14 protein-coding genes and 1 tRNA gene are annotated in these 12,025 nt (G+C 58.0%); 11 read left to right on the top strand and 4 right to left on the bottom strand.

The window, feature by feature from the left end:
* The first annotated feature begins 24 nt into the window (after positions 1-24).
* The 9 genes from AYT24_RS09525 to AYT24_RS09485 all read left to right on the top strand — a co-directional run bounded on the left by AYT24_RS09525 (position 25) and on the right by AYT24_RS09485 (position 6,430).
* Positions 25-96, top strand: a tRNA-Asn gene (locus AYT24_RS09525).
* A gap of 178 nt (positions 97-274) precedes the next feature.
* Entirely contained in the window at positions 275-712 is a 438-nt protein-coding gene (locus AYT24_RS09520) for an META domain-containing protein (protein ID WP_164927155.1), read from the top strand.
* A 356-nt stretch (positions 713-1,068) separates the two neighbouring features.
* The gene (gene leuA / locus AYT24_RS09515; protein WP_010933761.1) at positions 1,069-2,757 is read left to right on the top strand and encodes a 2-isopropylmalate synthase; all 1,689 of its coding nucleotides are present in this window, start codon (positions 1,069-1,071) and stop codon (positions 2,755-2,757) included.
* Positions 2,758-2,880: 123 nt separating this feature from the next.
* Positions 2,881-3,816 carry a metal ABC transporter solute-binding protein, Zn/Mn family gene (locus AYT24_RS09510; protein WP_165439262.1) on the top strand — a complete coding sequence of 312 codons (936 nt, stop codon included), beginning with the start codon at positions 2,881-2,883 and terminating at the stop codon, positions 3,814-3,816.
* Positions 3,813-4,583 (top strand): metal ABC transporter ATP-binding protein, encoded by a 771-nt coding sequence (locus tag AYT24_RS09505; RefSeq protein ID WP_010933759.1) that lies wholly within the window; start codon positions 3,813-3,815, stop codon positions 4,581-4,583. Before AYT24_RS09510 ends, AYT24_RS09505 begins: the two co-directional genes overlap by 4 nt.
* A complete protein-coding gene (locus tag AYT24_RS09500; protein ID WP_164927154.1) occupies positions 4,576-5,394 on the top strand; it encodes a metal ABC transporter permease in 819 nt (272 codons plus the stop codon). Before AYT24_RS09505 ends, AYT24_RS09500 begins: the two co-directional genes overlap by 8 nt.
* An 83-nt stretch (positions 5,395-5,477) precedes the next feature.
* A complete protein-coding gene (locus AYT24_RS09495) occupies positions 5,478-5,717 on the top strand; it encodes a hypothetical protein (RefSeq protein WP_010933757.1) in 240 nt (79 codons plus the stop codon).
* A 6-nt stretch (positions 5,718-5,723) separates the two neighbouring features.
* On the top strand, positions 5,724-6,098 hold the full coding sequence (gene crcB, locus AYT24_RS09490) for a fluoride efflux transporter CrcB (protein ID WP_164927153.1): 375 nt from the start codon (positions 5,724-5,726) through the stop codon (positions 6,096-6,098).
* Positions 6,095-6,430, top strand: coding sequence for a DUF190 domain-containing protein (locus AYT24_RS09485; protein WP_164927152.1), 336 nt, complete (start codon positions 6,095-6,097; stop codon positions 6,428-6,430). The genes crcB and AYT24_RS09485 overlap by 4 nt, the downstream gene beginning before the upstream one ends.
* Before the next feature lie 451 nt (positions 6,431-6,881).
* On the opposite strand, the gene hemL is transcribed toward AYT24_RS09485, so the two are convergent.
* Complete coding sequence (gene hemL / locus AYT24_RS09480; protein ID WP_010933753.1) at positions 6,882-8,177, bottom strand: glutamate-1-semialdehyde 2,1-aminomutase; 1,296 nt, start codon at positions 8,175-8,177, stop codon at positions 6,882-6,884.
* A gap of 107 nt (positions 8,178-8,284) precedes the next feature.
* A complete protein-coding gene (gene recO, locus AYT24_RS09475) occupies positions 8,285-9,067 on the bottom strand; it encodes a DNA repair protein RecO (RefSeq protein ID WP_164927151.1) in 783 nt (260 codons plus the stop codon).
* A 122-nt stretch (positions 9,068-9,189) separates the two neighbouring features.
* Between recO and AYT24_RS09470 the strand changes: the two genes are divergently transcribed.
* Complete coding sequence (locus tag AYT24_RS09470; RefSeq protein WP_010933751.1) at positions 9,190-9,444, top strand: FmdB family zinc ribbon protein; 255 nt, start codon at positions 9,190-9,192, stop codon at positions 9,442-9,444.
* A 69-nt stretch (positions 9,445-9,513) separates the two neighbouring features.
* Here the strand turns inward: AYT24_RS09470 and AYT24_RS09465 are convergent, their stop codons facing one another.
* On the bottom strand, positions 9,514-10,437 hold the full coding sequence (locus tag AYT24_RS09465) for a hypothetical protein (protein WP_010933750.1): 924 nt from the start codon (positions 10,435-10,437) through the stop codon (positions 9,514-9,516).
* A 72-nt stretch (positions 10,438-10,509) separates the two neighbouring features.
* Here AYT24_RS09465 and AYT24_RS09460 point away from each other — a divergent pair, with 72 nt between their 5' ends.
* Positions 10,510-11,568, top strand: a complete 1,059-nt coding sequence (locus tag AYT24_RS09460) for a UDP-N-acetyl glucosamine 2-epimerase (protein ID WP_164927150.1) — start codon at positions 10,510-10,512, stop codon at positions 11,566-11,568.
* A 52-nt stretch (positions 11,569-11,620) separates the two neighbouring features.
* Here the strand turns inward: AYT24_RS09460 and AYT24_RS09455 are convergent, their stop codons facing one another.
* A complete protein-coding gene (locus AYT24_RS09455; RefSeq protein ID WP_164927149.1) occupies positions 11,621-12,013 on the bottom strand; it encodes a M23 family metallopeptidase in 393 nt (130 codons plus the stop codon).
* Between the last annotated feature and the right edge of the window lie 12 nt (positions 12,014-12,025).

The raw sequence follows: 12,025 nt of genomic DNA, 5'->3' as shown, positions 1-12,025 counted from the left end.
CTCTTCGCTCAGGAAGGGTCGCATTCCGCGATAGCTCAATGGTAGAGCATTCGGCTGTTAACCGAAGGGTTGTAGGTTCGAATCCTACTCGCGGAGCAAAAAAAAGTTGGTTTCAAACCTGCTCAAAAGTTTAAAAAAGGAAGTGCTTGAGTATGCGGTGCTTCCTTTTTTGTTTTATACCCCTGCCATCCGCCCTTACACAGTTATCTCCCCCTAGTATTATTATACTACTCCCGGAGCCATAATCCTCCTCACGAACCAAACTTCTGCCGTCATGCTCCGGTACCTCTTCATCTTCTTCCTTACTGCCCTGACAGCTTGCGCCTCTCGTTATGCGGCGGCGCCGGATGCGAAAACCCAGGAACTGTTCAGAACGTGGTGGCGAGTCGAGGAGGTCGATGGGCGGAAGGCTGAGTTTATCCACGGGCAGCGGCGGGACATGCATATCATCCTGTACGCTTCGCGCAAGATGGTAGGCTCGGGCGGCTGTAACCAGATCAGTGGTTCATTCGCTCAGTCGCCAGGTCGCATCCGTTTTGGCGCGATCACTTCGTCGAAAATGATGTGCCAGCCGGTGGTGATGTCGCGGGAACGGGCGTTGATCAGCGCGCTTCGCAAGAGCAGCAGCTATATCGTCAGGGGCCGCCGGTTGACGATGTATGACCGCACGGGGCACGAGGTGCTGCGCTTCATGGCGGTTCCGTTCCGATGATGCGGGCGTAGCGGGGAACGTCCGGAGCAGGTTCACGGTTCTTTTGCCAGATGCTTGTCATCAGTCGGCACAATCAGCGTCGATCAAGCCGGAACATTGCAGAGGTAAAAGAATTGTTTATATTGTCCCAACTTTTCGTACAGCCGATTGAACGGTACTCTATCTTGTATGAACACGGTCAGCAACATGCTTCTTCTTGCGCTATCGCTAACAGGCCTTACCTGCCTGAGGGGGAGCGCATTGTAGTTTCGTTGACTGCATGGAATTGAGATTCAAAGCCGCGATCCTCTCAGGGTAAGCGGCTTTTTTTCATTAAGGGACTTTTACTATCAAGTGTTTTAAATGGAGACTCTCTCATGAGTACGATGAATTATAAGAAATACGCACCCTATCCGACGGTTGGGCTGAAAGACAGAACCTGGCCGGACAAGACCATTACCAAAGCGCCGATCTGGTGCAGCGTCGATCTGCGCGATGGCAACCAGGCGCTTCCGATTCCGATGAGCGTCGATGAGAAGGTGGAGTTTTTCAGGCTGCTGGTATCGGTTGGCTTCAAGGAGATCGAGGTGGGCTTCCCGTCGGCTTCGGCCACGGAGTTCGCCTTTGTGCGCAAGCTGATCGAAAACAATCTCATTCCTGACGACGTGAGCATCCAGGTGTTGACGCAGTCGCGCGAGCACCTCATCCGCCGCACCTTCGAGGCGATCAAGGGCGCGAAGAACGCCATCGTGCACCTCTACAACTCCACCTCGCGCCAGCAGCGCGACATAGTGTTCCGCATGAGCCGCGAGGAGATCATCACCATCGCCGTCGCCGGAACGCGGCTGGTGCGCGAGCTGAAGGAGGCGAGCGGCAATCCAGGCATCCGCTTCGAGTACAGCCCTGAAAGCTTCACTGGCACCGAGCTGGAGTACGCGCTGGACGTGTGCCACGCGGTGATGGACGAGTGGGGCGCATCGGCCACCAACAAGGTGATCCTGAACCTGCCTTCGACGGTCGAGCTTTCGACGCCGAACGTCTATGCCGACCGCATCGAGTGGTTTTGCCGCCACATCAAGAATCGCGACGCGGTGCTCCTCAGTGTGCATGCCCATAACGACCGCGGCACGGCGGTGGCGACCTCCGAGCTGGCGGTGATGGCCGGGGCGGATCGCATCGAAGGTGCCCTGTTCGGCAACGGCGAGCGGTGTGGCAACATGGACATTATCATCATGGCGCTGAACCTGATGACGCAAGGTGTCGATCCGGAGCTCGATTTCTCCAACCTGCCGCATATCAAGCAGGTCTACTCTCGCTGCACCCGCATGACGGTGCATCCGCGCCATCCCTACTCGGGCGATCTGGTCTACACCGCCTTTTCCGGTTCGCACCAGGACGCGATCAGCAAGGGAATGAAAGCGCACCAGCGGGCTGCCGACGGCGTGTGGGACGTGCCCTATCTGCCGATCGATCCCGAGGATGTTGGTTGCAACTACGAGGCCATCGTCCGGATCAACAGCCAGTCGGGCAAGGGAGGCATAGCCTATGTGCTCGAAAAGGAGTATGGTATTCAGATCCCGAAGTGGATGCAGCCAGATTTCGGTGCGGTTGTTCAGGAGGTGACCGACCGCACCGGCGAGGAGCTGAGCGCCGAGCAGATTCACGAGCTGTTCCAGAAGGAGTACATCGGCGCAACCGAGCCCTATCTGATGAAGAAGTGCACCATCAGCTGGAGCGACGAAGACCCGGATCGCAACGACGAGGTGGCGACGATCGTCAGCGCCTCGATGGTTGGGCCACAGGGCGAGTTCAGCTTCAGGGCCAAAGGCAACGGCCCGCTGGACGCCTTCGTGCGCGGCATGGTGAGCCACACCGGCATCGATTTCCATGTCGACGAATACGCGGAGCACGCCATCGGCCACAGCTCGGACGCGATGGCCATCGCCTACATTCGCCTCTCGTTCGATGACGTGGCGCTGGTGTGCGGTTCCGGTATCGACTCGAACATCAGCCTTGCCTCCATCAAGGCCATCGTCAGTGCGCTGAACCGCTACAAAAAGGCTTGATCGTTTTTTTCGTCAGGCTTCCCGATGATGGGGAAGCCTGACCCTCTCCAACGTTTTGGATTCTCTGCTGTTATTCTTTTTTTACAAAAGAGACACTTTTTTCCATCAACCGGGAATCCAGACATGACGACCAGACAAAGCCGCTTCATCTCTTCTTTTTTTTATCCCATCCGACCTCTTGTCCTCCTGTTGTTGCTGTTCATACCATTGCTGAATGGATGCGCCGGCAAAACAGAGTCGGACAAGTTGCAGGTCGTGGCCTCCATCGAGCCGCTGGCGTGGTTCGCGGAGCGCATCGGCGGTGACAGGGTGTCAGTTTCGGTTATGGTGCCTTCCGGGGGCAATCCACACACCTATGAGCCGACGCCGAAGCAGATGGCCCAGGTCAGCCATGCGGCGCTTTTCGTGAAGGCTGGTTCGGGCGTCGAGTTCGAACTTGACTGGATGCCGCGCCTCGTCGATCTCAACAAAAGCATGACGGTGTGCAACGCTTCCGAAGGAGTGACGTTGCTGCCGATGAGCGCGGAGAAGTACGAGCATGCGGTGCCTGCCGAGGAGCATCACGATCACGGCAATTTCGATCCACACTTTTGGCTTTCGCCAGCGAACGCCAGGCTAATCGCCAAGAACGTCGAACGCTCGCTGGCGGCGATTGATCCGGCAGGGAAGGAGTATTATGCGGCCAACGCTGCGGCGCTTGACAGGGAGCTTCAGGCTCTCGACAGCGAGATTCGCAAGCAACTCAGCGTTGTGAAGAACCGTCGCTTCCTCGTTTTCCACCCGGCATGGGGCTATTTCGCCCACGAGTACGGTTTGGAGCAGATCGCTGCCGAGGAGGAGGGCAAGACGCTGACGCCGCGCCAGATGGAGCGGGTGATCGGCGAGGCGCGGAGTGCGGGTATCCGGGTGGTATTTGTTTCGCCGCAGTTCAGCTCGGCGCAGGCCGATGCGATTGCCGGTGATATTGGAGGCCAAACCGTGACGGTCGATCCGCTCGCGCACGACTACGCGGCCAATCTTCGCAAGGCGACTGCCGCATTTGTCCAGAGCATGCAATGAGCGAACCGTTAATCGTTTGCGAGCAGCTCTGCGTCAATCTCGGCGGCGCAAAAATCTTGCAGGGTCTTTCTCTTTCGGTATACGAGGGGGACTTTCTTGCCGTGCTCGGGCCGAACGGCGGCGGCAAAACCACGCTGCTCAAGGTAATACTTGGTCTGGTCAAACCCACGACTGGCACCGTCAGGGTATTCGGCAAGGAGCCGGGGTACGCTTCCAGGCGCATCGGCTATGTGCCGCAGCGCCTCGATTTCGACCGCACCTTCCCGATCAGCGCGATGGAGGTGGTACTGATGGGCCGCCTTTCACGCAAGCGGTTGTTGCAGCGCTACGGGCACGAAGATCGCCGGAAGGCGCTCGAAGCGCTTGAAACCACCGGTCTCGCCGAGCTTGCCCAGCGGCGGATCGGCGCGCTTTCGGGCGGCGAACTCCAGCGCGTCCTGATCGCCCGCGCGCTCGCCGGAGAGCCGGAACTGCTGCTGCTCGACGAACCGACGGCCAGCGTCGATCCCGACATGAAAACCACCATCTACGACCTCCTCGATCAGCTCAAAAAGAGCCACACCATCGTGCTGGTCACACACGACACCGGCACCATCGGGCGGCACGTCTCGCGCATCGCCTGCCTGAACTGCACGCTTGACATGCACGAACCCGGCTCGACGCTGGGCCGTTCGGCCCTCGACAAGCTTTACGGCTATCCGGTCGATGTGGTCGAGCATCGCGCGCCTCAAGGACACGCAACCCACCAGAATCACCGCCATGCCTGACATCCTGCACTTCGAGTTCATGCGCAACGCCTTTCTGGCGGCTATTCTGTCGAGCGTCGCCTGCGGCATTATCGGCACTTATGTCGTTATCCGGCGTCTCGGCTTCATCAGCGGCGGCATTGCCCACACGGCCTTCGGCGGCATCGGCCTGAGCTACTACCTCGGACTGAATCCGCTTACGGGCATCATTCCCTTCAGCCTCGCCGCCGCCATTGGCATCGGGCTGCTTTCTCGCAAGGCGAAGGTTGCCGAAGACACGGCCATCGGGGCGTTCTGGGCGGCAGGCATGTCGATCGGTGTCATTCTCATCGGCCTGACGCCGGGCTACGCTCCGAACCTCTTCAGCTATCTTTTTGGCAACATCCTGACCGTGCCCGACTCCGATCTGCAACTCATTTTGGGACTCGATTGTCTGATCATCGCCGTGGTCTGGCTTTTCGACAAGGAGTTCCTCGCCATCTCGTTCGACGAGGAGTATGCGCGGATTTCCGGTCTGAAGACACTGGCCCTCGACCTGCTGATGCTCTGCCTGATTGCCCTCACCGTCGTCATCATGGTGCGGATTGTCGGCATCGTCATGGTGATCGCGCTTCTGACCATTCCCGCCGCCGTCGCCCGGAGTTTCAGCCACAACCTTTACCGGATAATGGTTATCGGCGCTTTGCTGGCCGCTCTTTTCAGTATTGCCGGACTGTGGCTTTCATGGGTATTTAACCTGGCCTCGGGAGCAACCATCATTCTGGTGGCCGCGCTGGTTTTCCTGGTGAATGCGCTTTTCGGAGCCGGAAAGGCCCGCCGGGCAGAGTGCTGAACAGTGTCGCTGCCGGGATTTATGGAAAAGGGGCAAATTGTTACATTCATTGAACAGACCCGATCAACCAACCAGCACCCGTTATGAAGCCGATGTATTACCTCGTGGCTGCGGCCCTGTCGATCATGCTTTCCATTTATGTGTTCATTTTCGGCACATGGGCGAACAGCCAGCTTGTCGCGATCTTTATTGGCCTCTGGGCTCCAACCATCATCTGCCTCGGTATTTTCAACATCCTCATGAACATCCACGACGAGATGTGCTGCGCGCACAAGCGCATCGAGGGTCGGCAGACCGGTCATGACCGTTGCGGGGGGGGCTGAGTGGTGATGAAGAACGTTTTGCTGGTCGGCGCGGGCGGATTTGCCGGATCGGTGGCGCGCTACCTCGTGGCGCTTGCCGTACCGTTTTCGGGTACGGGCTTTCCTTTTGCAACCTTTGCGGTTAATCTTCTGGGCTCGTTTCTGATCGGCTTCATCAGCGAACTGGCGCTTTCGACCACGCTGCTCTCTCCCGAAGCCCGCCTGTTGCTCACGACCGGCTTCTGTGGCGGTTTCACCACCTTTTCAACCGCCATGTACGAAACCGGCGGCCTCATGCGCGATGGCGAGGCGCTTTACGCCAGCCTGTATGTCGCGGGTAGTCTTGCCGGTGGCCTTGCCTGTCTTTTTTCCGGAACCCTTCTTGCAAAACTCTGGCAATGATGAACTTCATCGAATCTGAACTCCTGCGGATCTTCGTCGGTGAGCAGGAAAAGCTGCACCACCGCCCGCTCTACGAACTTCTGGTCAGTGAAGCCCTCGAACGCGGCATGGCTGGAGCGACGGTTTTCCGCGGCCTCCTCTCCTTCGGCCTGCGCCACAAAGTGCACACCTCCAAGATTTTCGAGCTCGCCGGTGAACTGCCGATGGTGATCGAAATCGTGGACATCACCGAAAAGATCGAAGAGTTCCTGCCGGTTGTGGAGGCGCTGCTGCGGGACTCCGGCGCGCAATCACTGGTGACGCGAGAGGCAGTACGGCAGTGGACGACGTAGAGGTACCTTGAAAATCGTGTGTAACCTTTGTGCGTAGAAATTAAAGCTATACCGCCAAGCTTATTATTTCCCTATTTTGATGGAAGGGATTTTCTGTACTGTGTTAGATTTGAAGAATGAACTACTCAATATTAAAAAAGTTGGTTCTTCGCAAAATTTGGTGGGTGGCATGAAGGATGCTCACATGACCATCCCTGATGAACAAGTTTAACAGTTCGGTCAAAGACATTTATAACTCATCATATGATAAAGCGTTAAAGTGATTTATCCTTTGGCCGGACACTCTTTGCAGAGTGCATTCGTTTTGGCCGTGCTTCAGTCGATTGACCCATAGTCACCATTTACCCACGATCTTCTGCGAAGAACCAAAGGTTTTTTATGAAAAAGGAAAAGCGGCTCTCACGGTAATTCGAGATAGCCGCTTTTGCGTTTCTGTGCGTCCTCTTGCAACTTATTTGGTAGCAGCGACGAGGGCGTTGTAGTTTGCCTTGACGGTCTTCTCCAGATCCTCGTCGGTGTGGGCGAAGCTGGTGAACATGGCCTCGAACTGCGACGGGGCGAGGTAGATGCCCTGGTCGAGCATGGAGTGGAAGTACTTGCCGTACTTGGCCGTGTCAGCGGTGATGGCGCTCTTGTAGTCCACGACCGGGGTCTCGGTGAAGAAGAGGCAGGCCATCGAACCGACGCGGTTCTGCGTGTAGTTCAGGCCGAGCTTCTCCATGTTGGCCTTGAATCCTGCTTCGAGGAACGCAGCCTTTCTTTCGAGCTCCGGATAGGGATTCTCCTCCATGAGGATTTTCAGGGTTTCGAGACCGGCGGTCAGCGCGAGCGGGTTGCCCGAGAGGGTGCCTGCCTGATAGACCGAGCCGAGCGGAGCGATGTTCTCCATGATGTGGCGTTTGCCGCCGAATGCGCCGACCGGCAGACCGCCGCCGATGATTTTGCCCATCGTGGTGAGGTCAGGGGTGACGCCGTACAGCTCCTGAGCGCCGCCGAGGGCCACACGAAAACCGCACATCACCTCGTCGAAAATCAGCACGATGCCTTCAGCGTCGCACAGCTCGCGGAGGGCGACGAGGAACTCTTTCTTGGCCGGAATGACGCCGGTGTTGCCAGCAACCGGCTCGATGATGATTGCAGCGACCTGGCCTTTGTTCTCGTTGACGATCGCCTTGACCGACTCGATGTCGTTGTAGGTGGCGTTGAGGGTGTCGTTGGCGGTACCTTTGGTGACGCCCGGGCTGTCGGGATCGCCGAGGGTGAGCACGCCGGAACCGGCCTTGATGAGGAAGCTGTCGCCGTGGCCGTGGTAGCAGCCCTCGAATTTGATGATCTTGTCCTTGCCGGTGTAGCCGCGGGCGAGGCGGACGGCGGACATGGTGGCTTCGGTGCCGCTGTTGACCATGCGCACCATTTCGAGCGACGGCACGATCTTGCAAAGCAGCTCGGCGATTTCGATCTCGAGTTCGATCGGCGTGCCGAAGCTGGTGCCGATATTGCGCAGGGTGTATTCAATCGCGGCGGTCACGCGGGGATGCATGCTGCCGAGAATGAACGGCCCCCACGATCCGACATAGTCCAGGTAGGTGTTGCCGTCAACGTCGGTCATGTAAGCGCCCTGGCCCTTGGCCATGTAGATCGGGGTGCCACCGACGGATTTGAAGGCGCGAACTGGGGAGTTGACGCCACCGGGGATGAACTTTTTGGCTTTTTCAAAAAGCTCGGCAGAACGGGTAAGTACAGGCATGTCGAATCGTTCGGTTTGAATTAGTCGAGGGTTATGGCTTTAAATGACTGGTCAAGATAGAAAATAGTCCCGAAGATTGAAAACAGGCATGCCGCATGTCGCGCCGTTCATGCGGAAATCAGGCGCGAGACAATGTCGAGGTGCTTGCGGTGTGGCATCCGGTCGAGGTGGCGGGCGCAGTACTCCTGCAAGAGCGCCGTGACCGCTGCAATGTCGTCTGCCGGCGCTGCCGGGCATGGCGCGTTGCCGCCGGTGGCGGCGAGGTTGCGGATAAAATGGTAGCGGTTGACCGGCACCGTCTGGATGGCCGCGCCCATCGTCACGGCGCTGCCGGGCAGGGCGAAGCCGCCGGGGTCGTGCACGAAAAGCAGCTCGTCGAGCTTCATCTCCTCGATGCTGCTCGCGAGGTCGGCGTTGCTGAAGACGCAGCGGTCGAGCGACGGCGCGAAACCGAGCACGCCGACGAGGCGCAACAGGAACCAGGCGAGAATCGTCTGGAAGTTGCGCTCCGCGTGGCAGAGCCGCCAGATGGCCGAGTGCGTGATGGTGAAGAGCGGCACGTTCTTCTCCTCGTGCGTCGAGGCGTAGCGGATGAGGTCGAGCACCCGGTAGAGTACGCCGAAGCGGTCGAGGTCAGGCGATTCGGAGAGCGGACTGAGCACGAGGCTGGCGTCGCTCAGGAACTGGATGTCGCGGTTGCCTTTTTTGTAGAGCACGGCGTCGATCACGTTGCCCGGCGAGAAGAGCGGGCCGATGCGGCTTTTTGCGCTGCGTCCGCCTTTCAGGATTACCGACACCTGTCCGTACTCCCGCGTCAGCAGCAGGCAGATCTTGGACTGGTCACGATACTTGATGTCGCGGAGCACCACCGCCCGGGTTTTTACGATCACCGGTGAAACTTTTTTTTGACATTAAATATACTTATATACAGAGTCCAATATTACAGGGTTTTCACGACCCGAAGATACCAAAACAACATACACGAAAAAGATTCTCAATGGAGGAATAGAATATGCCAACCTATCATTACCGCTGTAGCCAGTGTGGCCATGAAGAAGAGGTTTTTCAGCGCATGACCGATAACGCCCTGACCAAGTGTCCCAAGTGCGGTGCGGAGTCGTACGAGCGAGTCATCAGTGCCGATGGCGGTTTCGTGCTCAAAGGTTCAGGCTTCTACAGCACCGACTACTGTGGCAGCAAATCGTCGTCCAAAGGCTCGGAGTCCGGCGGCGGATGCTCCACCGGCTCCTGCCCCTTCACCAAGTGACTGGGCGGTGATTTCATAGAACAGCAAAAAGCCTTCTCGAAAAACGGGAAGGCTTTTTCTTTGTCAGGCTCAGGGTGCGAAAACCGGCTTCTCCTTGTCACGCAACCGGAAGCCGGGCAGGTTGATCTCTGGATCATTACGCATGTAGTTCGGGTACTCCTTGCCGAGCGGGCCGCCGGTGACGAGGATCCGGTCGAGTTTGCCCTCGGCGAAGAACATGCGAATCCTTTCGCCGGAGGTGAAGTTTACTCCCGATGGCTGATTTTTGTCGTCATAGATATGGTAGAGGCTTCTGGCTTTACCGATGGCGATGACCTTCTGCAGGCGGGAATTGTCGTCGAGGTTCGCTGTCAGTTTTTTGCCGGAAAGCTGGTCATGCAGCGCAGGCGAGGCGGAGAGCGTGTCCCGGACAGCAAGAAAAGCGTGGCCGAACACCTGGATTTCATCCACCTTCTTTTTCCCGCCGACCTCGTGGAAGTGCACCCGGATCGAGTCCCCGCTGAGCTGGCGCCCGAGTTGCCAGGCCACGGCATCGTCGAAAAGCCAGAGTTCATTTTTGTGCTGGTCGAATGCCGCCCGTCCCGATTTTATCGTGAGGCTGTCGCCGGTCACCCGCCCGCGGACGTTGCCCGACAGTTCGCCGGTTTCGCTGTCGGTGTGGTAAACGCCTCGATCAGCCCGGGTTTCGACGTTTTTGTCTTTGATGATGATATGCCCTTCGAGATCGATACGTTCGCTGTCGGGCCAGTCGGTCGCCCGGTCGCACTCCAGCGTCGTCTCTGCGTGTAGAAACTTGACGTTGCCGACCGCCGAGCGGTAAGGAATTGCCGTGCCGGACGGGCCGGCTTTTTCACCGCCTTCGATCTGGTCGGCGTGTTCAAGGATTGTTTTCTTATTTTCCGCAGAGACCGTATTATCCGGCAGGGAAGTTACCCATAGGGCCACCGGCAGCAGGCACCATGCGGCTATTGCGATCGATCGTCTTGTTGTCATGCGGCTGGTTCGGGTTTGCTCCGAAGGTTATCGTTCAATTTATCAATGTAATAAAGCTTTCCGGTGTCCTCTGTGAAAAAAATAGTCTTGATTGCCCAGGATCGTGCGGCGTTTCTCCATGTCGCTCCGCTTGTCAGCGTTTTCAGAAAAAATGGTGTTTTCGAGTCCGTGCTTGTCCGGGTACTGACTCCTGGCAACCGCGCCGAACACGACGCGCTTGCCGCTGCATTCGGCTTGTCGGATGAACTCCGCACCATCGAACTGGAGCCATGCACGCCGGTTGCCGAGACCGCTTCGCTTATGCTTGCGTTAGAGCGGGTGCTCAGTGAACTTGAACCAGCCTTTGTTGTGCCCGGCGGCCACGACAGCGCCAGCCTTGCCGGTGCGTTTGCCGCCGCGAAAATGGGCATCCCGGTGGTCAGCCTCGACGCAGGCCTGCGCAGTTACGACCGCGCCGAACCCGAAGAGATCAGCCGCCTCGTCATCGACTCGGTCGCCGCGCTTCACTTCGTCAGCGAGCACAGCGGCATCTACAACCTCATGAACGAAGGCGTCGCCGATGAGCGCATCCTTTTCGTTGGCAACACGGCCATCGACAGCCTTGTGACGCTGATGGCGCAGGCTAACCAATCCGGTGTGCTCGAAACGCTCTCGCTTGCCCCGAAAAAGTTCGTCACCGTTCTGCTCAAGCCGGAGCCCTTCGGAAATCGCGACCTGCTCTGCAAGGTGCTCGAATCGCTTGCCGCCACATCGACCGTGCTGCTTCCGGGCAGTCAGTCGCCCGAAGATGCGCTCGTTGGCGTTTCGGGGCTCCGGATGATCGATATGCCGGGCTACATCGACCTCCTGCGCCTGCTCAAGGAGTCGGCGCTCGTACTTACCGACAGCGCCGAGTTCGAGGCTGAACTGACTGTGATGAACGTGCCCTGCATCACCCTGCGTCAGAGCACCGCCCGCCCCTCGACCGTCGAACTCGGTACCAACGTGCTGATTGATCCCGATGAAGCGGAGATTCTCGAACGTGCCACGGCCATCCTCTCCGGCAAACAGTTGAAAAAGACGTTGATTCCCGAGAAATGGGACGGCGCGGCATCAAAGCGCATAGCCGAAGTGCTCGAACGAGGAGCGTAAAGGGCATCAGTTCGGTTTCTCTTGTGTCAAGTCACTGTTGCAACAACCCGGCTCAGTATTCCTTCCTGCCGAACAGCTCCGGATCGACGCTGGTGCCGTAGAGGCAGGTGCCCCCAGTGAAGGTGGGGGCGGTTGAAATGCCAGTGCTGCCCACGGTGCCGATGATCTCCCCCTTGGCGAGCCGGTCGCCCGGATTGACGTCGATACTCTTCAGGTGCATGGAGATCGAGGTGAGCCTCTGGCCGTGGTCGATGACCGCGGTGTTGCCATCATAGACGTGGAACCGTTTGTTTTCATAGCCGGTCAGCACCACGAACCCTGCTGCCGGATTTCGTACCGGGGGGGGGATGGTGCCGCGATGTCGATTCCCTTGTGGTAACTCGAAACCGGGGCGCCGTTGCAGGAGCGCTTGACGCCGAACGGACTCGATCTCCTTCCTTTGCATGAATAGGGGAGC

Source organism: Chlorobaculum tepidum TLS, assembly GCF_000006985.1.
In the GTDB taxonomy this organism is placed as follows: domain Bacteria; phylum Bacteroidota; class Chlorobiia; order Chlorobiales; family Chlorobiaceae; genus Chlorobaculum; species Chlorobaculum tepidum.
This window is presented reverse-complemented; position numbering and strand designations above follow the sequence as displayed.